The organism is Nocardia goodfellowii, assembly GCF_017875645.1.
Classification (GTDB): Bacteria; Actinomycetota; Actinomycetes; order Mycobacteriales; family Mycobacteriaceae; genus Nocardia; species Nocardia goodfellowii.
Genome location: NZ_JAGGMR010000001.1, coordinates 7,390,254 through 7,413,904 on the forward strand (window position 1 = coordinate 7,390,254; position 23,651 = coordinate 7,413,904).

19 protein-coding genes, 1 tRNA gene and 2 pseudogenes are annotated in these 23,651 nt (G+C 67.5%); 13 read left to right on the forward strand and 9 right to left on the reverse strand.

The window, feature by feature from the left end; translation table 11 throughout:
* Window positions 1-121: 121 nt before the first annotated feature.
* On the forward strand, window positions 122-1,000 hold the full coding sequence (locus BJ987_RS34270) for an ABC transporter ATP-binding protein (protein ID WP_209897183.1): 879 nt from the start codon (window positions 122-124) through the stop codon (window positions 998-1,000).
* Window positions 997-2,178 (forward strand): ABC transporter permease, encoded by a 1,182-nt coding sequence (locus tag BJ987_RS34275; protein WP_307869840.1) that lies wholly within the window; start codon window positions 997-999, stop codon window positions 2,176-2,178. The genes BJ987_RS34270 and BJ987_RS34275 overlap by 4 nt, the downstream gene beginning before the upstream one ends.
* Before the next feature lie 48 nt (window positions 2,179-2,226).
* Here the strand turns inward: BJ987_RS34275 and BJ987_RS34280 are convergent, their stop codons facing one another.
* The gene (locus tag BJ987_RS34280; protein WP_209897184.1) at window positions 2,227-2,790 is read right to left on the reverse strand and encodes a helix-turn-helix domain-containing protein; all 564 of its coding nucleotides are present in this window, start codon (window positions 2,788-2,790) and stop codon (window positions 2,227-2,229) included.
* Between the two features lie 100 nt (window positions 2,791-2,890).
* On the opposite strand from BJ987_RS34280, the pseudogene BJ987_RS38145 reads away from it, so the two are divergent.
* The 3 genes and pseudogenes from BJ987_RS38145 to BJ987_RS38150 all read left to right on the forward strand — a co-directional run.
* Window positions 2,891-3,082, forward strand: a pseudogene (locus tag BJ987_RS38145) (pyridoxamine 5'-phosphate oxidase family protein); the annotation flags it as partial.
* A gap of 120 nt (window positions 3,083-3,202) precedes the next feature.
* Complete coding sequence (locus BJ987_RS34285) at window positions 3,203-4,762, forward strand: lipase family protein (protein ID WP_209897185.1); 1,560 nt, start codon at window positions 3,203-3,205, stop codon at window positions 4,760-4,762.
* A gap of 161 nt (window positions 4,763-4,923) precedes the next feature.
* Entirely contained in the window at window positions 4,924-6,375 is a 1,452-nt protein-coding gene (locus BJ987_RS38150; RefSeq protein WP_209897186.1) for a molybdopterin-dependent oxidoreductase, read from the forward strand.
* A 77-nt stretch (window positions 6,376-6,452) separates the two neighbouring features.
* Here the strand turns inward: BJ987_RS38150 and BJ987_RS34295 are convergent, their stop codons facing one another.
* Complete coding sequence (locus BJ987_RS34295) at window positions 6,453-8,483, reverse strand: TPM domain-containing protein (protein WP_209897187.1); 2,031 nt, start codon at window positions 8,481-8,483, stop codon at window positions 6,453-6,455.
* 30 nt (window positions 8,484-8,513) lie between these two features.
* Here BJ987_RS34295 and BJ987_RS34300 point away from each other — a divergent pair, with 30 nt between their 5' ends.
* The 4 genes from BJ987_RS34300 to dnaG all read left to right on the forward strand — a co-directional run bounded on the left by BJ987_RS34300 (window position 8,514) and on the right by dnaG (window position 13,362).
* Window positions 8,514-9,188, forward strand: a complete 675-nt coding sequence (locus BJ987_RS34300) for an MBL fold metallo-hydrolase (protein ID WP_209897188.1) — start codon at window positions 8,514-8,516, stop codon at window positions 9,186-9,188.
* A gap of 83 nt (window positions 9,189-9,271) precedes the next feature.
* The gene (locus tag BJ987_RS34305) at window positions 9,272-9,967 is read left to right on the forward strand and encodes a YdcF family protein (protein WP_372446916.1); all 696 of its coding nucleotides are present in this window, start codon (window positions 9,272-9,274) and stop codon (window positions 9,965-9,967) included.
* Window positions 9,968-9,973: 6 nt separating this feature from the next.
* Window positions 9,974-11,224 (forward strand): deoxyguanosinetriphosphate triphosphohydrolase, encoded by a 1,251-nt coding sequence (locus tag BJ987_RS34310; RefSeq protein WP_209897189.1) that lies wholly within the window; start codon window positions 9,974-9,976, stop codon window positions 11,222-11,224.
* A gap of 218 nt (window positions 11,225-11,442) precedes the next feature.
* Window positions 11,443-13,362, forward strand: a complete 1,920-nt coding sequence (gene dnaG / locus BJ987_RS34315; protein WP_209897190.1) for a DNA primase — start codon at window positions 11,443-11,445, stop codon at window positions 13,360-13,362.
* Window positions 13,363-13,476: 114 nt separating this feature from the next.
* Here dnaG and BJ987_RS34320 read toward each other — a convergent pair whose 3' ends face one another.
* Window positions 13,477-13,722 (reverse strand): hypothetical protein, encoded by a 246-nt coding sequence (locus tag BJ987_RS34320; protein ID WP_209899577.1) that lies wholly within the window; start codon window positions 13,720-13,722, stop codon window positions 13,477-13,479.
* Window positions 13,723-14,035: 313 nt separating this feature from the next.
* Here BJ987_RS34320 and BJ987_RS34325 point away from each other — a divergent pair.
* Window positions 14,036-14,108: transfer RNA gene (locus BJ987_RS34325), tRNA-Asn, on the forward strand.
* A gap of 47 nt (window positions 14,109-14,155) precedes the next feature.
* Here the strand turns inward: BJ987_RS34325 and BJ987_RS34330 are convergent.
* Window positions 14,156-14,800 carry a TetR/AcrR family transcriptional regulator gene (locus BJ987_RS34330; RefSeq protein ID WP_307869841.1) on the reverse strand — a complete coding sequence of 215 codons (645 nt, stop codon included), beginning with the start codon at window positions 14,798-14,800 and terminating at the stop codon, window positions 14,156-14,158.
* Window positions 14,801-14,915: 115 nt separating this feature from the next.
* On the opposite strand from BJ987_RS34330, the gene BJ987_RS34335 reads away from it, so the two are divergent.
* Together BJ987_RS34335 and BJ987_RS34340 are read left to right on the forward strand one after the other, a co-directional pair.
* Window positions 14,916-17,381, forward strand: coding sequence for a glycoside hydrolase family 2 TIM barrel-domain containing protein (locus BJ987_RS34335; protein WP_209897192.1), 2,466 nt, complete (start codon window positions 14,916-14,918; stop codon window positions 17,379-17,381).
* Between the two features lie 86 nt (window positions 17,382-17,467).
* A complete protein-coding gene (locus tag BJ987_RS34340; protein WP_209897193.1) occupies window positions 17,468-18,349 on the forward strand; it encodes an SGNH/GDSL hydrolase family protein in 882 nt (293 codons plus the stop codon).
* Window positions 18,350-18,376: 27 nt separating this feature from the next.
* Here BJ987_RS34340 and BJ987_RS34345 read toward each other — a convergent pair whose 3' ends face one another.
* Entirely contained in the window at window positions 18,377-18,574 is a 198-nt protein-coding gene (locus tag BJ987_RS34345) for a hypothetical protein (RefSeq protein WP_245366264.1), read from the reverse strand.
* Window positions 18,575-18,739: 165 nt separating this feature from the next.
* On the opposite strand from BJ987_RS34345, the pseudogene BJ987_RS38375 reads away from it, so the two are divergent.
* Window positions 18,740-19,567 (forward strand): annotated as a pseudogene (locus BJ987_RS38375) (helix-turn-helix domain-containing protein); the annotation flags it as partial.
* On the opposite strand, the gene BJ987_RS34355 reads toward BJ987_RS38375, so the two are convergent.
* The 4 genes from BJ987_RS34355 to BJ987_RS34370 are packed head-to-tail and all read right to left on the reverse strand — an operon-like array spanning window position 19,548 to window position 23,609.
* Complete coding sequence (locus BJ987_RS34355) at window positions 19,548-20,801, reverse strand: glycerate kinase (protein ID WP_307869842.1); 1,254 nt, start codon at window positions 20,799-20,801, stop codon at window positions 19,548-19,550. The pseudogene BJ987_RS38375 and the gene BJ987_RS34355 sit on opposite strands and share 20 nt — an antisense overlap.
* Window positions 20,802-20,831: 30 nt before the next feature.
* On the reverse strand, window positions 20,832-21,635 hold the full coding sequence (locus tag BJ987_RS34360) for an ABC transporter ATP-binding protein (protein ID WP_209897194.1): 804 nt from the start codon (window positions 21,633-21,635) through the stop codon (window positions 20,832-20,834).
* A gap of 17 nt (window positions 21,636-21,652) precedes the next feature.
* Window positions 21,653-22,693 (reverse strand): ABC transporter substrate-binding protein, encoded by a 1,041-nt coding sequence (locus BJ987_RS34365; RefSeq protein ID WP_209897195.1) that lies wholly within the window; start codon window positions 22,691-22,693, stop codon window positions 21,653-21,655.
* A gap of 43 nt (window positions 22,694-22,736) precedes the next feature.
* Window positions 22,737-23,609, reverse strand: coding sequence for an ABC transporter permease (locus BJ987_RS34370; RefSeq protein ID WP_209897196.1), 873 nt, complete (start codon window positions 23,607-23,609; stop codon window positions 22,737-22,739).
* Window positions 23,610-23,651: the final 42 nt, after the last annotated feature.

Below are 23,651 nucleotides of genomic sequence, written 5' to 3' on the forward strand. Positions count from 1 at the left end.
GGTGTGGACAAAACGGAAGCGACGGTACGGGCTGACCGTTAGCTGGGCAAACTATTTTTTGGCCCCTGCCGACGCGACAAGCATCGGTAGGGTTGAAGCCACCATCAGTCAAGGGGGTTCGATGCTCGAAGTCGCTGATTTGGTACGGCGGTTCGGCGCCGACGTGGCCGTGGACGGCGTCACATTCACGGTGCCCGCCGGCGCGTTGACCGGATTCGTCGGTGGCAACGGTGCGGGCAAGACCACCACCATGCGCATGATCATGGGCGTGCTCGCCATTCACGGCGGCGCCGTCCGCTGGGACGGGCGGCCGGTGACGACCGCCGATCGCCGGGCATTCGGGTACATGCCCGAGGAGCGCGGGCTCTATCCGAAGCAGCCGGTGCTCGATCAGCTGGTGTATCTGGCGCGCCTGCGCGGACTATCCGCGGCGGCCGCGCGGCAACGGTCCGCGGAGTTGCTGGAACGTTTCCAGCTCGGTGCACGCGGCAAGGACAAACTGGAGTCGCTGTCACTGGGCAATCAGCAGCGCGTGCAGATCGCGGCCGCGGTGATCGCCGAACCGAAGGCGCTGATCCTCGACGAACCGTTCTCCGGACTGGACCCGCTCGCGGTCGACTCCATGGCGGAATTGTTGCGGGAGTACACCTCTCGCGGTGTGCCGGTGCTGTTCTCCTCACATCAGCTCGATCTGGTGGAGCGGTTGTGCGATCAGCTGGTCATCCTGTCCCGCGGCAAGGTCGTCGGGGCCGGGTCCGCCGATGAACTGCGCGCCGGTGGCCACACCCGGTACCGGCTGGTGCTCGGCGGCGACCCCGGGTGGCTGCGCGGTTTCGGGGGCGTGCGCGTCATCGAGGAGGACGGGCCGGGCACCCTGCTGGAACTCGACGGCATCAGCACCGACGACCTGCTCGCCGAGGCTCTGCGACGCGGTTCGGTACGCGAACTGGCCGCGGTCCGGCCGACGGTGTCCGAAATCTATCGAGAGGTGACAGCGTGAGCATCCCGGAAACCGCGCCGCGCGGGCTGTGGCGCATCGTCGCACAGCGCGAGATCACCGTGAAGCTGCGCGACCGCAACTTCCTGGTGTCCACGGTCATCACCATCGCGGTGATCGTCGCCACCCTGGCCCTCAGTGGATTCTTGAACAACCGCACCGACGAACTCGATGTCGCGATCAGCGGCCAGGGCGCCGGGGAGGTCATCGAGGTCGCCAACACCCTGGCCGAGGGGAAGAAGGTCGAGTTCACCGCGCACCCCGAAACCGATGTCGCCGCGGTCGAACGGCGAGTGCGCGACGACGAGGTGGACGTCGGGCTGGTGCCGGGCGATTCCGGCTGGCGGCTGATCGGCCGGGCCGCCGAGGACGACGACGCGAAAACCTATCTCACCGCGGCCGCACAGCAGATCGCCTTGCAACGCAACGCGGCCGCGGCCGGAACATCGATGACCGAACTCACCCGCGGCGCGACCGTCGGCTACGACTTGCTCGACCCCACCGGCGTCGACCCGGGTTTGGCGAAGATCGTGTCGTTCGTCTTCGCGTTTCTGTTCTATATGGCCTCGACCATGTTCGGCATGACCATCGCGCAGAGCGTGCTGGAGGAGAAGCAGAACCGCATCGTGGAGATCCTCGCCAGCGCTATTCCGTTGCGGCAATTGCTGATCGGCAAGGTCGTGGGCAATGCCGTCATGGCTTTCGCGCAGCTCGCGCTGTTCGTGGCCGCCGGGCTGATCGGCTTGTCGGCGATCGGTAAAGGCGATCAGATCACCCAGATCGGCAGCGCGGCAGGCTGGTTCATCGTCTTCTTCCTGGTGGGCTTCCTCGCCCTGGCCAGCCTGTGGGCGGTCGCGGGCGCGCTGGCGACCCGTTCCGAGGACCTGCAATCCACCGCGATGCCGGTGTCGATGTTCATCATGCTGGTGCTGTTCGCCGGAATCTTCCTGTCCGGCACCGCATTGACCTATGCCTCCTACGTCCCGATCGTCTCCATCGTGGGCATGCCCGGACGGCTGGCCGCCGGCACCGCAGCCTGGTGGGAACCGTTCATCGCGCTCGCTCTGATGGCCGCCGCGACTTACGGCATCGTGCTGGCCGCCGAAAAGATCTACCGGCGCGGACTCATGCAGACGCAGGGGCGCTTGACGATTCGGCAGGCACTGGAGGTCGAGGACTGAACCGCCCGGCCCCCTGACCAGCAAGCCGGTCAGGGGACGACGGATGGATCAGGAAAGCGCGCCGGCCATTTCGCCGCGCAAAATGGATTCACTGGTGCGCTCCGGCCATTCGAGACCGGCGTCGAGCTTGGCCAGCGTGTCCGCGGCGGGCTCCTCGCTCAGGCAGCGTTCGATCTGGCTTACGGTGCCGGCCGACGGTCCGCCGTTGCGAGCGACATCGGCTTGGGTCCAGCCCTTTTCGCGGCGACGGGCTTTGACTCGCTCGGCGAGGGCCGTGACGTCCAGGCGTTCCGGGGCGCTGGTGGTGGAGTCCGACGCGACTGCCTGGGTTGTGTGCGCAGCAGCCTCGGTCGCCGGAGCCTGCGCTTTGGGCGCGGCTGTCTGGGTCTTGGGCGCGACAGCCTGGGACTTGGGCGCGACAGCCTGGGACTCGGGTGCGGGAACCTGCGACTTGGGCCCGGCAACCTGAGCCGCGGACCTGGACGGCGTGGTTAGCGGCGGCTGCGTGGGTGCTCCGGCGGGTGTCGGACCCGCCTTCGGATGCGTCTTGTCCGGAGCCAGAAGACCCGCCGTGATGAGCCGCGAGCGCTTCCGCCTACCCATTTTCGCCATACACACACCCCTCCTGTGGACTGGCTCCGTTTGGAGCACAGGGAAGATTGCCATGCGTTCGCCGATATTTCCGACAGGCGCCCTGCCTCGGCGTGCCGCGCTCGCCGCCGTCACTGCCCGGTATCGCGAAAGTGGCTGGCCCGCAGAGCGTTCCGGTGCCGCGATCACCGGACCGTACAGCGCCCAGAGCGCGGGCCCGGCCCCCTGGCATCTCTATCGCTGCACCATCCATACAGCGGTCGGCGTCGGTACCGCCGAGCCGTACGGGGCGACTCGCTGGAGGTTTGCTTAGGCCCCTATGCGGACGGCGTGTCATCGATGTCGGCGGTGCCCGGACTTGAATAATCCGACGCGTGACCGCGCGAACGCCGGTCCACCACGCCACCGTCCTCCCAGAAGGGATCGCCAGCCGATGAGGGGAACCCACGCGCCCGGCACGGTGCTCCGCCGGACCGAGCTGCCCCGGGAACACTGGCCCGCCAACGCGGCCGCCGGATACCGGGTCTCCTATCGGGGCACCGATTACGCCGGCCGGCCGCAGATCGTCACCGCCTCGGTGTTCGTGCCGTCGGGCACACCACCCGCGGACGGGTGGCCGGTCATCGGTTACGCGCACGGGACCACCGGGCTGGGCACCGCCGCCGCGCCGTCGCGCACCGGGTTCCTGCCGTTGGAACGCGACCATATCGGCGGCTGGCTGGCCGGCGGCAATATCGTGGCCGCCACCGACTACGAGGGCTTGGCCGCACCCGGGCCGCACCCGTATTTCAACGGCGAAGCGGTCGCCGACGATGTGGTCGACGCGGTGCGGGCGGCACACGGGATCGACCATCCGGTCAGTCCACGCTGGATGGTGGTCGGCTTCTCCCAGGGCGGGCACGCCGCCTTGCATGTCGCGCTGATGGCCACCGGATACGCACCGGAGCTGGACTTCCGCGGCGGAGTGGCGCTGTGCCCGCCGGTGTATCTGTCGGACTTGGTAGTTCAGCTGACCCAGGATCCGGCGGCGCCGCTGAGCCCGATCGTGCCCATCCTGCTCGCCGGATTGACCACCACCCATCCGCTTTTCGACCCCACCGCGCTGCTGTCCGGCACCGGCCGCGGCCTGCTCGACCGCGCCAAGGAAGCGACCTTCGTCGACATGATGCGGGCCTGCGCGGGCGTGACCAACGCCGCCGCCGGGGTCGTCGACATCACCGCCGAGCCCACCGTCCAGGCTGTACTCACGGCCGCGACCGTCCCAGTCGCACGCCTGGACCGGCCGATGTTCCTCGCGGGCGCCGATCTCGACGTGATCGTCCCGGAAACTTTGGTCGATCGTTACGCGACCGCCTCGGCCGGTTCCGGCACCCCGGTGCACTACGTGCGCTGCGCCGACGCCGGCCACGCCCAGATCCTGGACCACAAGCGGCACGGCGCGGTCGACTGGGCCCGGACCCGGCTCGAGGAAGACACCAGCGTCGAGCCCGCCTACCGCGGCTTCCACGCCATGGACGCCTCCCACGACGGCTACCTCCGCCGCGACGATTTCGAAGCCTTCGCCCTGCGCCTGGTCCAAGCCCTGCGCCACTCCCCCGGCACCCCCACCGCCCGCGCTGTCCGCGCCGGTTACCTGCGTCTGTGGCTCGGTATCTCGGCCGCGGACACCAACGGCGACAACCGGATCAGCGCCGCCGAGTACCGCCGCTGGGTCCACGACCGCACCGCCGCCGACTTCGACACCCTCCTGCGCCCCCTCGCCGAAGCCGTTCTGGCCCTGGTCGATACCAACGGCGACGGCGTCCTCAGCCGCGAAGAATTCGACACCCTCTGCTCCGCCTGCCGCATGCCCCGTCAACTCGCCGACCGCGAATTCCAATTGCTGGACACCGATCACAGCGGCACCATCGACGTCGACGAGATCATCGTCGGTCTGCGCGAGTTCTGCCGTGGGGCGGACGCACCGGGACAGTGGCTGTTCGGACACTTCTGATCGCTGATTGCCTGTACGCCTTTCCAGGACGACAAATCCCGCACCGCGGTAATCCCAGCGTCCGGGACCAGTCACGGGTGAAAGGGGTTGGGCTGCTCTCCGGTTGGTGGACAATGCGGGGTAGCGATGCGAGTCGATCAGCGGAAGCGGGTGTTCGGGCAGTGCGAACGGATCAGGATCGAACCAGGGGCGGCGTGCTGGGGGCGGCGGCGGTCGGGGTGGCGGCGTTGGGGGTGGGGGAAGCGATCGCCGCGGTGCGGGGCGGGTCGCTGATCGACACGGTCGGGCGGGTGCTGATCGATACGGTGCCGATCGGCGTGGTGGAGGCGACTGTCGCGCTGTCCGGGCGGCATGACAAGGCGGCTACCCGAGCGGGAGTCGGCGCAGGGGTGGTGGCGGCTACCGCCGGGATCGGCGCGCTGCCGGAGCGCACGCGGGTGCCCGCGGCCGTGGCGGTCGGGGCGGTGGCGGGAGCGCTGGCCACCAGGCAGCCGACGCGGTCGGTGTCGACCATGGCGGGAGCGGTGGCCGCGTCCGGGATGCTGGCGGCCGGATTGCGCAGGCGACCGCGAGGTGCGCTCGGCGCGTTGCGGTGGTCACTGGCCGGGGCCGGGCTGCTGGCGGTCGCGCAAACCTTGCAGAAGGACCATGATCGCAAGCAGGACAAAGCGATTCGACGTCTGGGCGCGCTGGGTAAGGCCGGTGTGGCGCCGGAGGACGGGTTGGAGGGTGAGGCCGGGCTGTCGGCGCTGATGACGCCCGCGCACAAGATGTACGTGGCCGATGTGAGCCTGCGCGCGCCGCGCATCGATCCGAGCCGGTGGCGGTTGTCCGTGAAAGGCATGGTGGCGCACACGCTTCGGTTGTCACTGGCCGATTTGATCGCGGACGCGGTGGAATTCGACGCGGTGCTGGTCTGCGTGCACAATCGGGCCGGGGAAGGCCGCGCGGGGAACGCGCGCTGGCTGGGCGTGCCGCTGACGGATCTGCTGAAGCACGCCATCCCGGATTCCGGAGCTACCCGGCTGGTGACCCGGGCGATCGACGGCTACACGATTTCGCTTCCGCTGGACGAACTGCGCTCCGGTGCGTTGCCCGGCTATCTGGTGGTGGGTATGAACGGCGAACCCCTCACCGCCGCACACGGTTTCCCCGCTCGCGTCTTCGTACCCGGCCTCTACGGTCAGTACACCGGCGCGAAGTGGCTGACCGAACTCGAACTCACCGACGACAGTCACTCCGACTACTGGGTGCGCCGCGGCTGGACACCCGAACTGCTGCGGGTCCATCCGCATGCGCGCATCGACAGCACACTGCCCGGTCGCGAAATCGCCGGCACCACTTCGATCGCGGGCGTCGCGTGGGCTCCTCCGCACGGCGTCGAGTCCGTGGAACTCCGTGTGGGCCAGGAGGATTGGCAGCCCGTCGAGCTCGGCGCGGAACTGTCACCATCGTCGTGGCGACGCTGGCGCACTACCCTCAAACTGCCCGCGGGCGCACACACCCTCCAGGTGCGGGCGATCAGCCGCTCCGGCCGAACCCAGGACGGTGTCGACCGCCCACCGTTCCCGGTGGGCCCCACCGGATTCCACACAGTCACGGTTGACGTGTGAACGACCGTGAGGTGTTCACCCTTGCGTCTGCTCGGTAAGAGGTTGCACGATGCGAGACGACGCAGTCGCCGTCACAGCTAGAAGCGCCCCCCACGACTGATGCGCCGCGAACCGGAAGATCCGCCATAGGAACCCGCGCTCCAGCCGCCCGATCCACCGGAGCGGCCACCGGCGGCACCGCGCAGCAGGTCTTGGAGGAGAATGCCGCCGAGTACCGCTCCGCTGCCACCGAATCCGCCGCCGTAGCCGAACGGGCCGCGGCCGTAGGAGCCGCTGTATCGGGATTGGCTCGATTCCCAAGCCTGCACACTGGCTTGCGCTTCGTGTAGCGCGCGGCCCGCCATATCGGCGGCGGATCGGGCGTTGCGCAGGGCCTCGACGGGGTCGGTGGCGCTGAGTTGTTGCGCCGCATCGAGATTGCGTTGTGCTTCCGACAGCCGGGTGCGCGCGTTCGCGTCGACGCCGCCGCGTCGGGTGCTGATGTAGTCGCCGGCCTGCTGCACGCGGGAGCGGGCATTGGCAAGCGCTTGGTCGAGTCGGCGAGCCAGGTCTTCGGCGGCCAGTTTGCGGTCGGTGGCGGCGGCGATGGCCTTGTCCAGGTCGCCATCGGCCGCGACGGCGGCGTGGAAGGAGCCGAGTGGATCTGTGCCGCCGCTGGTTTCGGCTTTGCGGAGTGCCTGCTGTGCCGCGTCGACGGCGGCGGTCAGGTCGGGCCCGCCATGGGTGGTGAGCCCGGACGCGTCGTCGAGGTCTTTGCGCAATTCGGCCAGGGCGGCGGGCAATCCGGCGCGCGCCTGCTCGATGTCGACGGACGCGTTGTCGACCGCGTCGAGCAGCACGCGGGCCTGTCCGACCGCCGCCTCCGCCGACCGGATCGCGGGGACCGCCGCGCCCTGTTTGCCGACCGGCTGAGCGAGTGCGTCCCGGCCGATGTCGATGTTGTGCTCGGCGAAGGTGATTCGTTCCCGCGCCATGCCGACGTTGTCCCGGATGGGGGTGAGCACCTCGGGCGGGTGAGCCGCGGCGAGCCGGGCCAGTTCGGCTTCGGAGGCGGGGATTCGGCCCGTCAGGTCGACGATGGCCTGGGTGAGCGCGTCCAGTCGGCCGGGCGCGTTGATCAGCAGGCTGCGCATCTCGTCGAATTCGGTGACGCGAGCGTCGAGTTCTTTGTCCGCCCGGCCGATGGTGCTCAATAGTTCCACGAGCAAGCTGCGCTGCTCATCGGGCGTCTCAGGGATTTCGTCGTCCAGTTGCTGTCGGATCGAAAAGGCTTTGGAGGCAGCTACTTTCGCGTTCTCCAGCGCGTTGACGAACGGGCTGACGGCGGTGGCGCCGAATTCTCCGGCGGCGATCTCGAGTTCCTCGGCGCTGGTGCGGATCGCATTGTCGATGTCCACCAGCGCATCCCGGGACAGCTGGTGCAGAGTCTCCAGCGGCAGGGCGGCGAGGGCCGCGGTGTTGCCGAGGTCGAGTGCGCGAGCGGCGTCGAGTTGTGCGCGCCGCTGTTCGTTGCGTTGCCTGCGACGGAACAGCCAGTACAGGCCGAAGCCGAGGACACCGAGCACGATCAGCCCCCAGAGCGCCAGAACCGTGCGACCGCCACCGGCGCGGTCGCTGCTCGCCATCGCCGAATCCAGCCCGTCGGCCATGGCGATACCCGCCTCGGCCCACTGGCTGTTGTGCAGATCCGGCTCGACCTCGCGGGTCAGCAAGTCCTCCAGTTCGGCGTCGGAGACACCCTCGGGCAGGTCCCCGGCGAACCAGTAGTCCCGGGATTCGGTGGCGACGGCGAGCAGCAGATCCCTTCGCCCGAAACCGGATTCGCGCGCGGTGCGCTCGGCCCAGGATTGCGCGCCGAGTCCGCTGAAATCGGGGACGTAGTTGATCCACAGACGCACCTGCCGGTCGGTGTACAGCTGCTCGACCGCGCCGCCCACCCGGCCGAGTTCCGCTTGATCGAGCGCCTTCGCGTCGTCGACGACATAGGACCCCATCCGGCCCGGCGGCGCGGCCGACACCGGCGCGCTCAGCAGCGCCACGCAGGCCAGCACAATGCTGACGAGGAGTGAAGCAGACCAGCGGGCGAGGCGGCTCCATGGCAACTGCATGTACTGAATCTAACTGGCTAGGCTGCGGGAATGACGACGATCGACCGTCCTTACACCGGCCACGTGTCGCCGGGAGGCAATCCGCAGCAGCGCGACCTGCCCGACGCCCGGATCATCAAGATGTCCGTCGGCGGCATGGACAACAACTGCTATCTGGTGCAGTGCGTGACCGGCCCCGCGCTGCTCATCGACGCCGCCAACGAACCCGAACGCATTCTCGACCTGATCGAGCGGGAAGCGCCCGGCAAGATCGCGCTCATCGTCACCACGCACCAGCACCCCGACCACTGGTGGGGGTTGAAGGACGTGGCCACCGCCCTGGACGTGCCGACGGCAGCGCACGAACTCGACGCGGATCCGCTGCCGGTGCGGCCGGATCGCCTGCTCGCCGACGGCGACAGCATCGAGATCGGCGACCTGCGTTTCGAGGTCGCGCACCTGCGTGGTCACACCCCCGGCTCGATCGCCCTCGCCCTGACCGACGGGTCCGGCCGCACCCACCTCTTCACCGGCGACTCGTTGTTCCCCGGCGGCCTGGGCAAAACCCGGAATCCGGCCGATTTCGACTCCCTCTACGCCGATGTCACCTCGAAACTGTTCGACCGCTATCCCGATGACACCGTCGTCTATCCCGGCCACGGCGACGACACCACCCTGGGCACCGAACGCCCCCAACTCGCCGACTGGCGCGCCCGCGGCTGGTGATAACCGGGACCTGACGGGGCGGCTCCCGCGATGTTTGCCACGGTCATGTCCCGCGGTCGGCGGACCCTGGCAGACTTGAACGCGTGAGTTCGCCAACCTTGCATCCCGGAGCCGACGTGGCTCCCGCCCCCGGCGTGCCACGAGGGTTCGGGGCCGGGCTGGCTCGCTGGCTGCGGCGACTGATTCTCGGCACGGTGCTGATCGGTTTGGTTCTGGTGGGCGGCACCGCTTTCCGGGTGTGGCAGGTCGCGCGGATCGAGGATTACAGCAAGGCCGACGCGATCGTGGTGCTGGGCGCGGCGCAGTACTCGGGGACACCGTCGTCGGTGTTCGAGGCGCGGCTGGATCAAGCGGCCAAGCTGTACAAGCTCGGCGTCGCACCACGGGTGATCACCGTCGGCGGCAAACAGGAGGGTGACCTCTACACCGAAGCCGCGTCGGGGAAGAACTACCTCGTGTCCCTGGGCGTGCCCGGCGACAATATCCTCGCGGTGGAAACCGGTTCGGACACGCTGCGCAGCGTCGAAGCCGTCGCGGAGGCGATGCACGCGCGCGAGTTGTCCTCGGCGGTGCTGGTCAGCGATCCCTGGCATTCGCTGCGCACCCGCACGATGGCGCGCGACGCCGGTTTGCACGCCTGGACCGCGCCCACCCGCACCGGCCCCGCTGTCTACACCCGCGAATCGCAAGCGCACGGCATCGCCCGGGAGACCGGCGCGCTGCTCTGGTACCAGTTGACGCACTTCTCTGCCGACTTCAAATACACAGCGGGGCAGTGATATTCGATGACCTACACCGCACACGACCGGGAGCGGATGGTCGCCGGAACCCCCAAGACCGCCGCACTGTGGCCTTCGGAAAGCGAGGGCGGGCACCGCACGGAGTTCGCTCGCGACCGCGCGCGCGTCCTGCACTCCGCCGCGCTCCGCAGGCTCGCCGACAAAACCCAGGTAATGGGCCCGCGTGACGGCGACACCCCGCGCACCCGGCTGACCCACTCGCTCGAGGTCGCCCAGATCGGGCGCAGTATCGCCGAGGGTCTGGGCTGCGACCCCGACCTGGTCGACCTGGCGGGGCTCGCGCACGACATCGGCCACCCGCCCTACGGCCACAACGGGGAGAAGGCTCTCGACCGATTCGCCGACCGGCACGGCGGTTTCGAGGGAAACGCGCAGAATCTCCGTATCCTCACCCGGCTCGAACCGAAGGTTCTCGCTCCAGACGGCACCAGCGCCGGCCTCAACCTGACCCGCGCGGCGCTCGATTCGGCGATCAAATATCCCTGGGGCAGAACCGGTTCCGGCACCAAGTTCGGCGCCTACGACATCGACACCGATCGTCTGGCCTGGATCCGCGCCGGCGCCCCCGAGCGCAAACAGAGCCTGGAATGCCAGGTCATGGACTGGTCCGATGATGTCGCCTACTCGGTGCACGATGTCGAAGACGGTGTGATCGCGGGCCGCATCGACCTACGCGGACTGGCCGATCCCGTGGTGCGGGCCGAACTCGCCCGTGTCGGGCACGAACGGCATCCCTCGCTATCGGCCGACGAGCTGATCGCCGCCGCGCAGCGGCTCTCCGATCTCCCGGTCGTCGCCGCGGCCGCCGAATACGACGCCGGTTTCGCCAGCTCCGTCGCGCTGAAACAACTCACCAGCGAACTCGTCGGCCGCTTCGCCACCGCCGCGATCACCGCCACCCGCGCCGTCGCCGGACCCGGCCCGCTGACCCGCTACGCCGCCGACCTCGAGGTCCCGGCCGTCGTGGCCGCCGAGGTCGCGATGTTGAAGACCGTCGCCCTGCACTACGTCATGTCCGACATCGCCCACCGCCGTCGGCAGGACCTGCAACGCGAACGCATCCTCCTGGTCGCCGAGCATCTTCTCGACTCCGCTCCCGACAGCCTCGACCCAGTGCTGCTGCCGTGGTGGAAGGCCGCCGACGACGACACCGCCCGTGTCCGCGTGGTCGTCGACCAGATCGCCTCGTACACCGAAAGCCGGCTGGAACGGATCGCCGCCGGACTCGGCGGGTAATCGTCCGATTACCGCGGCCGCGGACGGGACAGCGCGCCATTCGCGACCGGAATCCTTGCCGCGCAACGTGGCTGGTCCGCTCCCCGCCGCCATGGCTCGCAGACCTGCCCACCGGCCGGGCCGTGCGCCGTCCAGGGGACGTGCCAGCGGCTCGCGCGGGTGTGGCTTCGGGCGCAGCCGATGGGCGTGTCGATGATCGATTGGCCTAGACTCTTGCCGTGACCGGACGAATCCCAGATCGCGATATCGCGGCTATACGCGAACGGGTTCGGATCGAGGAGGTCGTCGGAGAGTACGTCGCCCTGAAGCGCGCGGGCGCCGACTCGGAGAAGGGGCTGTGTCCCTTCCACGACGAGAAGTCGCCCTCCTTTCATGTGCGCCCGCACATCGGCGTTTTCCACTGCTTCGGCTGTGGTGAGGGCGGCGATGTGTACAAGTTCCTGCAGAAGATCGAGCACATCGGGTTCGTCGAAGCCGTCGAGCAGATGGCCGATCGGGTCGGCTACCAGATCAACTACGAGGGTGGCGGCACTTCCGTGCAGCGCGACCGGGGCACCCGCGCCCGGCTGGTCGCCGCCAACGCCGCCGCACACGAGTTCTACATGGCCAAACTGCGCGAACCCGAGGCCGAAGCCGCGCGGAAGTTCCTGACCGACCGCAACTTCGACGGCAACGCCGCCCAGCAGTTCGGCTGCGGCTACGCCCCCGACGGCTGGGACACCCTCACCAAGCATCTGCTGCGCAAAGGTTTCGAGTTCAAGGAACTGGAAGCGGCCGGCCTGTCCAAACAGGGTAAGCGCGGCCCCATCGACCGGTTCCACCGCCGCCTGCTCTGGCCGATCCGCAATCTCGGCGGTGAGGTCATCGGCTTCGGCGCGCGCAAGCTGTTCGACGACGACACCATGCCCGGCAAATACATCAACACCCCGGAAACGGTGTTGTACAAGAAGTCTCAGGTGCTCTTCGGCCTGGACCACGCCAAACGCGATATCGCCAAGGGGCACCAGGCCGTCGTCGTCGAGGGCTACACCGACGTCATGGCCATGCACCTGGCCGGTGTGAAAACCGCTGTCGCCTCCTGCGGCACCGCGTTCGGCGACGAACACATGGCGATCCTGCGCCGCCTGCTCATGGACGACAACTTCTGGCGCGGCGAGATCATCTACACCTTCGACGGTGACGCCGCCGGCCAAGCCGCCGCACTGAAAGCCTTCAGCGGCGACCAGCGCCTGGCCGGGCAGACCTACATCGCCATCGCCCCCGACGGCCAGGACCCGTGTGAACTGCGCCAGCATTCCGGCGACAGCGCCCTGCGCGACCTGATCGCCCGCCGAACCCCGTTGTACGAGTTCGTAATCCGCGGCCTGCTCGCCGACCACAACCTCGACCAGGTCGAGGGCCAGGTGGAAGCGCTGCGCCGCGCGGTCCCCGTGGTCGCGCAGATCAAGGACAACGCCACCCGCAAGGCCTACGCCACCCGCCTGGCCGGCTGGGTCGGCTGGGACGACATCCAGTCGGTGGTCCGTCGCGTCGGCGAGGAAGCCAAGCGCGGCCGCGGCGGCGCGCCCGCCCGCACCCCGTTCCGCGGCACCGCCGCCCCCTCCCCCACGGTCACCGAACACCCCGCGGCACGCCCGAATCCGAACGACCCGGTCCTGCTACCGCAACGCCAAGTTCTGTGCGCCGCTTTGCAATACCCGGCGATCGCCGGGCCCGTCTTCGATTCACTCGAAGCCGAAGCCTTCACCCACCCCGCCTACGTCGCGGTCCGCGGCATGATCGCCGAAGCCGGCGGCGCGTCCTGCGGCCTCGGCGGCGCGGAGTGGGTCAACGCCGTCACCGACTGCACCGACGACCTCACCCTCCAGGCGTTCGTCTCCGAGCTGTCCAACGAACCGCTCCCGGTGAAGTCCGCCGCCGACATTCCCCGCTTCATCACCGGCGTCCTCGCTCGCGCCCAGGAAGCCTGGGTCGGTCGTCAGGTCGCCGAACTCAAATCCCGCCTGCAACGGCTGTCGTCCACCGAGCAGACCGAAACCTATATGGCCCTGTTCGGGGATCTCGTCGCCTTGGAGCAGTACCGCAAGAGCCTGCTCACGCAGGCAATGGGTAACTCGGACGACTTCGCGACGGGGTAGGTCGGGCGCTGCGATCAGCCCACTAACCGCACAGGCCGCGTCAGCGCCTCTCACAGCGGTGGAGCGCCGACGCGGCCCGTGTCGAATTGCCTTGTGGCCTAGCAGAACCGGCGTTCAGCGCCGCAACTGATCGTGCGGAATCAACACGGTGGTCCGCTCATCGAGCGGCTCCATCGGCTCCAACTGCGGCCGCGTGCTGAGCTTGTCCGACAACTTCTGCCGCCCGACCTGCACGAGCTTGCGCGTGACCGGGCTACCCGTCACCGCGCGCGTGGCCGCGCTGATCTGCTCATACCGAACCCGGCCGGCCTTGGTCCCGAGCACGTACCCGGCAGCGACGCCGATGATCAACCGCAGCATCTCGTAGAGCTCCTCCCAATTCGCCTGTGCGCGCGTCCCATCCTGCCCGAAGCCACCGACAACTGTCGATCCGCCCAGGGCGAGTCGACCACCTTTCCCCGGCGCGGCGCTCCACCCACCGAACCCCGCCGTAATATTGCTCACACCCGCGCCCACCCCGCCGTCATCACACGACTCGCACTCGAATCCGACACCCCGCCCCCGCGCCCCGTTCCGCCACGTTCCCGCAGGTAGAACCACGATTTGGGAACCAACCCAACCGTACGCTAAAGTTTCTTCTCGGCCCGCCAAGCACAGACGAGCCACCGGATAGTCCCCTATAGCTCAATTGGCAGAGCAGCCGACTGTTAATCGGCAGGTTTCTGGTTCGAGTCCAGATGGGGGAGCAGTAAGAGCCCCTGACCAGGCAATACCGGTCAGGGGTTTTTTCATTTCACCCCTCGAATTCAGCCGAGACCTTCCGCCTGGCCGCCCGGGACGATAAGTCCGCATGCGTGGCGGGATGACGCAGGCCCTGGAGCAGAACTTGCCAGCATTGCGCCGCGATCGCCGGGCGCAACGGGCTGGCGGTTTTGGTGAGTAGAGCGGCTACCAGCGCGATCGCCAGAAAGACCTGCTCGGGGGTGGTTTCCGGATGGATGGTTCCGCGGGTGCGTGGCGAAGCGAGTTTGGCGGCCAGCAGTGCCGAAAGGCGATCGCCGATCGCGGACAGGCCCGGATCGGCGGTGTCGGAGGCGAAGATCGGGGCCGGGGTGAGGGTGGAGACCAGCGCGGCCGAGACCGGAAGTTGATCGATGATCAGGTCGAGGATTTCGTCGATGGTGGACTGCGGGTTGGCTCCGAGTTCCTCGAGGTCGCTGATCTGTTCACCGAACACGGCGAGGACGAGACTTTCGCGGGTGGGGAAGTGACGGTAGAGACTGCCGGATCCGACTTCGGCGGTTCGAGCGATTTTCGCCAACGAGGCATCGATACCTTCCTCGCTCAAGACGATTCGGGCGGCAGCGAGGATTGCCGCGCGATTGTGGGCAGCGGCGGCTGGCCCCCTATTGACACGTGGTTGTGACGGCACGCACACTACCCTAGCAACCGGAGAGACCTCTCCGGTTGGGGCTGCTCCGAGCGTGCTCGGCCGCGCTCCGGCTCGTAAGCGGCAGTGTTCGCCGCTATGGCCGTACACGCCAGGAGAATTCGTGATCCGTTATCCATTCAACGACGACTGGTACCTCACCGGCGGCCACCAGGGCGGGCCCGTCATCCTCCCCCACGACGCCATGTTCTACGAGAGGCGAGACCCGCACTGCCGCAACAGCTGGAACACGGGCTATTACCCGGGCGGGGTCTACCGATACACCAAAACCTTTGTAGCGGCCGAGGATTGGCGCAGCGGGCATGTCGTGATGGAGTTCGAGGGTGTCTATCAGAATGCCGAAGTGCGCATCAACGGCCGGGCGGCGGGCGGATACCCCAACGGATATACCGTGTTCCGCGTCGACGCCGATTCGTTCCTCGATTACGGCTCGAACAACACTGTGGAAGTCGTCGCCCGCAACGATGGGCCGCCCAACAGTCGCTGGTACAGCGGCAGCGGGATTTATCGTCCGGTCAACCTGCTCGTCGGCGGCCCCGTGCACATCGCCCCCGACGGCCTGCGCATCCACATCACCGAACTCGATTCCGCCCGCGCCCGCATCGCGGTGGAAGCGACGATCACCAACGTCGGATGCACTGAACGCACCGTGACCCTCGCCCACACCGTGACCGATCCACACGGCCGCGAAGTCGGCCACCATCAGGAGAAGGTGTGCTTGGCGGCACGTACCAGCCGCACCCTCCGGCAGACCCTCGCCGTCCCGGCCGCCCGGCCGTGGCACCCCGACCACCCCGATCTCTACCACTGCCTGACCCGCCTGCTCGACGACGACCAGACCATCGACCGCTGCCGCGAGCGATTCGGCATCCGGACGCTACAGCTCGACGCGCGAAACGGACTGCGGCTCAACGGCCTACCGATCAAACTACGCGGCGGCTGCATCCACCACGACCACGGCGTGATCGGCGCGCACGGCCTGCCCGCCGCCGAGGACCGCCGTATCCGCATCCTCAAAGCCGCCGGTTACAACGCTATTCGCAGCGCCCACAACCCGGCCTCGCACGCACTACTGGAGGCATGCGATCGCCACGGCATGCTGGTGCTGGACGAGCTCACCGACGTCTGGTTCCGCCCGAAGCTGTCCGGTGACTACTCCCAGTATTTCGAACGGTGGTGGCAACGCGATCTGGAAGCGATGATCGCCAAGGACTACAACCACCCGTCGGTGATCATGTACAGCATCGGCAACGAGATAGCCGAAACCGCTACCCCACGGGGAATCGAACTGTCGCAGCGGATAGCCACCACAGCTCGCGGCCTGGATTCCACCCGCTACGTCACCAACTGCGTCAACGGCCTGCTCAACCTGATCGCCGCCGAGGACGATCCGGCACGCGACGAGCGCAAACGACAAGACGCCGATGCCGAACCGCACAAAAACCTCATCGCCGTCATGAACTTCCTGATGAGCCTGCTGATGGACAAGCTGGGGCACTTGGTCAAACTGCCTCGCATCGACCGCCGCACCCGCGAGGTATTCGCGACCGTCGACATCGCGGGCTACAACTACATGCACGGCCGCTACCGTAAAGACGCACGTAAGTACCCCACCCGCGTCATCGTCGGCAGCGAAACGCCGCCACCGCACACCGCCCGGATCTGGCGCGAGATCGAACAGCTACCCAACGTCATCGGCGACTTCACCTGGACCGCATGGGATTACCTCGGCGAAGCCGGGATCGCGACTCGCGTCTACGGCGCTTCGACCGCACTGTATCGACCGTACCCGGCACTGCTCGCCGGGACACCGGTCATCGACATCACCGGCCACCGACAGACCCAGTCCTACCTCAACGAGATCATCTGGCACCGGCGTCGCGGCCCGCATATCGCCGTGCAGCCGGTCGACCAGGCGGGACGCAAGCTGTCGCGATCCGGATTTCGCTCCACCACCTCGCTGGCGAGCTGGAGCTGGGAGGGCTGCGAAGGCCGAACCGCCGTCGTCGAGGTCTATGCCGACGCCGCTCGAATCGATTTGCTACTCAACGGGAAACACATCGGCTCCCGCGCGGCGGGCATCGAGCGCGGCTACCTCGCCGAATTTCGACTCCCGTATCAGCCCGGCGTACTCACTGCCGTCGCCTACCAGCACGACGGCACCGAAATCGGGCGGTGCAGCCTGCGCAGCGCCGATGCGCGATTACAGCTCACCGTGCGCAGCGATCGAACCCGATTGATCAGCGACGGCTCCGATCTGGCGCATCTGGACATCACCCTCACCGATCACAACGGAATCGTAAAACCCCTCGCCGATCGCGAAATCACGGTCACCGTCGAGGGCGCCGCCACCTTGCTCGGACTGGGCAGCGCCGCACCCACGACCGACGAAGACTTCACCGACAACGTCCACACCACCTACTACGGCCGGGCACTCGCGGTCATCCGCGCCGGAAAACAGCCGGGCCCGATCACCCTCACCGTCAGCGCGGCAGACTGCACACCCCAGCAGTTGCGGCTCGCGGCGGAACCGCCCGCCGACACCGAGTTCGATCCAGCTCGCCAGTGACAGTCAACTCCATCCTGTAACGCACTGTCGCACAACATCTTCAACGATCCACACACGACCTCCACTGCTCGAAGGACTCGACCCTGATGCCCCGAATCAGCTTGCCCCGCTACCCGTTAGCTCTCGCCGCCATCGGCCTGCTGGCGCTCACTCCGACCACAGGTGCCGCACAGGCTCAACCCCAACCGGTCTACGTTGCCCTCGGCGATTCGTTCGCCGCCGGATTCGCCATCGCACCCCTATCCGCGGACACAGCGGGCATATGCGGCCGCTCCGCCGTCAACTACCCCAGCCTGCTCGCCAAAGCACTGGGCGTCGCCCGTTTCCGTGATGTGACCTGCGGCGGGGCCACCACCGCCGACCTCGCCGCTCCCCAGCCCGATCCGACAGGAGCGGTTCACGCGCCCCAGTACGACGCGCTCACCGCCGACACCACCCTGGTCACTATAGGTATCGGCGGCAACGACATCGGGCTGGTCCAGCTGGGCGTCTCCTGCATCAACCTGCTCCCGGAATCGATGGGCACCTCCTGCGCCACCGCCAACACCGTCGACGGACAGGATCGCATCGGTGCGAACATCACCGCCTTCGCTCCCACCTACGGGACCGTGATCGAGGAGATCCGCCGCCGCGCCCCGCACGCGCACATCGTCCTGGTCGGCTACCCCACGGGTATCCGCCCGGGCGGATGCCCGCATATCCAGCCGACCTGGGCCGACGACGCGACATACCTGCAGTCCAAACTGGACCAGCTCAACGCCGTCATGGCGGCCGAAGCCGCCGAACACGAGGCGACCTTCGTCAACCTCGCCGCCTCCACCCAGGACCACGACGCCTGTGCCGCGCCGGAGCAACGGTGGATGGTCGGAGTGCTTCCCACAGGTCTCGATGCACCCGCCTCCCTACATCCCAACGCCGCCGGACACGCCAACACCGCCCGGCAGGTCCTTGCCGCCCTGCACCGGTGACCAACCGCCCCACCGCAATCCCCGTAGCTACGTCGTCCGTCCCGAGTCGGGTACCAGCTTGCCTTCAGCCTTCAGCTTGTAGAACGCCGCCGACTTGGCCGGGCACTCGTCTACCAGGCAGTCGAGGTGGACCTGCATTGCCTTGTGTGCGGCCGCGACGCTCGAGCAGGCCCAGTCGCGGTTACGGCAGTCGACCTCGGCCAAGATCTCCTCGTGCCATCCCATGTTCCGACCTCTGGTTGTAGACGACTTCGGCGGTGTTGCTCGCACCCGCACAGCGGTGCCGGTTGGACCTGACATCAACCCGGCGACGGGGCTTGACAAAAGTTTGTTCTCCGAGCGTGTTCCTGTGAACGGCATTACCGTTTGCTTGTGTTTGCAGAACCGGGGGTGACCGGCGAACTGCTGCGCGAACTGCGCACGCTGGCCGAGGTCGGTCTGCGCCGTATGGCGGAGCGGACATCTTTCACCCCCGGATATCTGTCGCAGATCGAGACCGGGCAGCGGCCCGTGACGCCTGCCGTGCTCGACGCCTACCGATCTGTACTCGCCGACCCGGTACTCGGTTTGAGCGAAGTGGATATGGCGCGGTTGCAGGCCGCGCTGGAGGACCCCGCGGGCGCAGGCAGCGGAAGTCTGGCCGACCTCTCGGTAATCCTCGACCGGACAAGGCATCTCGAAGACACCGTGGGCGCGGCGCTGGTGGTACAGATGGTTCGGGGAATGGATGGGGCCGCTCGCGCTTTGGCTCGGCACCGGGCCGGTGGGGCGGCCTCGGCGAGTCTCGCGTCCGAGGTCGCGCGATACCGGGGCTGGCTGGAGCACGCCACGAATCGACCTCATCTTGCCGACCGAGTGCTCAGCGACGCCGCCGGGCTGGCCGAGGAAGCCGAGGACTATTCGCAACTGGCACACGCCCGCAGCTTTCGCGCGTACACCGCCCGACACACCGGCCACCTCGAGCGCGCTGTCGATCTGACCGAGGCAGCGATATCGGTGACCAAGGCCCACCCGATACTGGGCGTCTACGACCGCTACCAGCGTGCGGAATTGCTTGCCCTCAAAGGTGACAACTACCGCGCCGGGCGCGCACTGCGCCGCGCCGACATCGCCGCCGAGGCGACCGAGGGCATCGAGTTGCCCGCATTCGGCTACTGGTACACGCCCGGATTCTGGGGTCTGGAACGTGCTTTGGTCCTCACCGCGATGGGCCGTCCCACCGAGGCGGCCCGGGAAGCGGAGATGGGCCTTGCCGCACTGCCTGCCGATCATCGGGATACGGATTGGGCACGCTCGATGCTGGTGAAGATCGATCCGCAACTGGGCCCGTAATCGAGGGCGCTTCGGTCATGACGCGGCCGATCTGTCGGCCGATCCTGATCAGCAGCTGTCTGGTCAGTTCCGGGTCATCGGCGGTGTCCCGGTCGGTGTAGTCGCCCAGCGAATAGATGTCGGCGAACCCTGCCCCGCGCCATTGGTCTGGCGGCAGCGTGGTTCGGCCCGCGACGGCGACTACTGGCACGGGGTGGGCACGGCGGGCCAGCACCGCGGGGAGTTTGCCGTTCGCCGTCTGGTCGTCGATGCTGCCCTCTCCGGTGAGCACCAAGTCGGAACCGGGCAGGTGCCGGTCGAATTGGAGCAGGTCGAGGAAGAACTCGGCGCCGGAGGTGATCGTGCCGCCGAGCAGTAAGGAGGCGAAGCCGATTCCGCCCGCGCTGCCGGCTCCGGGGACGGACGCGACAGCCGCCGCGTTCGGGTAGCCGCTGCGGGCGAACGCTCGGACGAGGTTGCCCAGGCCCGCGTCGAGAAACCGCACTTCGGCTTCGGTGGCCCCCTTCTGCGGCCCATAGACCGCCGCGGCACCGGTCGGGCCGAGCAAGGGGTTGGTGACATCACCGGCTACGACGATGTCGATTCCGGTCAGCCGCTGCGCCCGCGACGAGTCGACGGTGTGGACCCGGGCCAAACTTCGGCCGCATGCGCGCAGTGGGATTCCCCTGGCGTCGGCGAAGGTGAAGCCGAGGGCGGCGAGCATTCCCATGCCGCCGTCGGTGCTGGCACTGCCACCGAGAGCGAGGACCAGCCGGCGCGGACGGTGCCGCAGTGCTTGCGAGATGGCTTGGCCCAGACCGAGACTGCTCGCGTCCAAGGGCAGCGGGCGGCCGTTCGGCAAGGTGGTGAGGCCGCAGGTATTGGCGACCTCGACCACGATGCCGCCGTCGCCGCGAGCGATTCGCCCGTAGCTCGGGGTTCCCGCCGCCCCCGCCACCGTCACCGGGTGCGGAGCGAAACCGGCCGCGATCGCGGCGTCGACGCTTCCGTCACCGCCGTCGGCCAGCGGGATCCGATGACTGTCGATGCCCGCCGACGCCAAGCCCTCGGCCAGCCGGTCGGCCACCTCGGACGCGGTCAGGCTTCCTTTGAATTTATCCGGGGCGACGAGAACCCTCACGCGGTCGGCTTTCTCTCGGTGCGTCGAATCTCAGTCGGCTTGCGCTACCGAGCCGAGTAGATCCCGGACCCGGTTGGCGACGGTGATGAATTCCGGCGTCTCCATCGTGGTGGCGTAATCACGGTGTGCGGGCAGGTCGACGTCGAGCAATTCGATGATCTTGCCCGGCCGCGGACTCATGACGACCACCCGGTTGGCGAGATATACGGCCTCGGCCACCGAATGGGTGACCAGCAATACCGTGGTGCCCGTTTCGCGCCAGATCCGATGCAGTTCGACGTTCATCCGTTCCCGGGTGAGCGCGTCGAGTGCGCCGAAGGGCTCGTCCATCAGCAGCACTTCTGGTTCGTGCAGCAGTGCCCGGCACAGCGAGACTCGTTGCTGCATACCGCCGGAGAGTTCGTGCGGCAGGGCGTTCTCGAATCCGCTGAGTCCGGTCATCTCGATGAGACGAGCGCATTCGGCCTCCGCGGTCCGTTTGTTCATGCCGCGCATTTCGGCTTGCAGCAGGATGTTCTTGCGTACGGTCCGCCATTCCAGCAGCGCGGCGCGCTGGAACACATAGCCGATATTGCGCTGCGGCCCGCGCACGGGGGCTCCGCCGAGTTCGACGCTGCCCCCGCTCGGCTCGGTGAGACCGGCGACGACTTTCAGCAGGGTCGATTTTCCGCAGCCGGACGGACCGACGATCGAAACGAATTCACCGCGGCCGACCTGGAGATCGACATTGTGCAGTGCGGTGACCTCGCCGCGTTTGGACGAGAACCGTACGGACAGATCCGCGACCGCGACCGCGGTATCGGTGCGGGCGATGGTGTCGGTGGGTGTGCTCATGGTGTCACCTGCTCCGGTCACGGCTTGCTGGTGGGCGTGAACTTCGAATCCCAGTACTTGGCCGGGTCCTCGGCTTTTTCGAGGAGTTTGGCACTGCTGAGAATCTCGACGGTGGCGCGCCAGTTCGCTTCGGCATTGGTTCCCGGGGCCTTACCGGCGGTTTCCGGTGTGCTGAGCAGCGGGATGGTCTGCTGCCACTGCTGGAGCAGCACCTGCTGCGGCGGCAGTTGCGGGTCTTTGCCCTCCATCGCGGCGACCGCTGCTTCCGGCTTCGCGACCGCGGCGGCGAACGCCTCACTCGTCGCGTCCAGCATGGCCTGAACCAGCTTGGGCGAGGACTCGATGGTGGCCTGGTTCGCGATCAGGCCATTGCTGAAGAAATTCAGGCCCTGGTCCGAATACCGCAGGTAGCGAACCTCTTTGCCACTCTTGTTCGCGATGGTGGGGCCCTGATCGTGGGCGAATCCGATCAGTCCGTCGACACGGCCGGAGAGCATCGCCGACATCTTGCCCGCCGAGTCGAGGCTCTGCTGGGTTACCTGATTCGCGGCAACGCCCGCTTTGTCGAGAAAGATCGGGAAGGTCGTGGTCGGCGCGTCGCCGGCGGAGACGGCAATGGTCTTACCCACCAGATCGGCCGGGGTCCGGATATTGGAATCCGCGAATACCTGCACCGCGGAGGGCGTGGTCTGGAGGAAGACGCCGACGCTCTTGATTTTGACGCCCTTGTCGATATTGCTCAGCACGGCCGGGGTATCGGCCCAGCCGAAGTCGGTCTGTTTCGACCCGGTGGCCTGCGCCGTTTTGGTCGAGCCCTGGCCGGCCGAGATCTTCAGATCGATGCCGTGCTTGGCGAATATGCCTTCCTGCACCCCGTAATAGAACGGGGCGTGTTCGCCGTAGGGGTACCAGTTGAGCATCAGCGACACCGCGGTGGTCTTCCCGTCGGCGCCGGGTTCTTTCGCGTCGTTGCCGCCGCCTCCGCAGCCGGTCAATGCCAGGACCGATGCCAGCGCCGCGGCGCCGAGGGTCGTGCGGGTACGAGTTCCGAATTTCATGCGAGTTCTCCAGCTGTGGCGCGAATACGGTTGTGCGACATGCTCATGCCCCACCGACGACCGAGGCGGTGGATCGACGGGAGGCGTGCCATGGAATGAGGAACTGTTCGGCGATTTCGATGATCGCGAACAGGATGATGCCCAGCATGGACATGATGATCAGGGCGGCGAACAGCATCGCGGTGTCGATGTTTCCGTTGGCTTGCAGGATCACGTAGCCGAGACCCTCGTTGGCGCCGACGAATTCGCCGACAACGGCGCCGGTGACCGCGAGGGTGGCGGCGATCTTGAGGCCGGACATCAACTGCGGCAGCGAGGCGGGAAAACGCACTTTGACGAACGTCTTCCAATTGCTCGCGCCCATGGTGGAGGTGAGTTCGAGGATCTCGGGATCCACCGAGCGCAGCCCGGCCATACCGGAGATGACGATCGGGAAGAAGGCCATCAGCACGGCGACGAGGATCTTGGGGCTGGTGCCGAACCCGAGCCAGACGATGAACAGCGGTGCGATCGCGATTTTCGGGATGACCTGCGCGAAGAGAATGAGTGGATACATCGTTCGCTCGACGCCGCGGGAGTAGATCATCAGCAGGGCGACGGCCTCGCCGATCAGTGCGGCGATGATGAAGCCGACCACCGTTTCGTAGGTGGTGACCCACGTGTTCTCGAGCAGGTACGTCGAGTTGTCCACCGTGGTGCGCCAGGTATCCCCCGGCGACGGCAGGATGTACGGCTCGACGAGCTCGAACTTCGTGACGCCCCACCAGGCGACGACGAGCGCCGCCACCAGGGCGAGCGGCCGCCACACGGTGGACCACACCGTGGCTGGGGAGGGGAGCTTCCGGCGCCGGGTGCGCACGGGGCGAGTCGCTTTCGGTGCGGAGGAACCGGCCTCGACGGACGTGACTACCGCCATCTGGAGTCCTAAAGCTAGTAGTGGAGCGGGGTTTCGAACTAC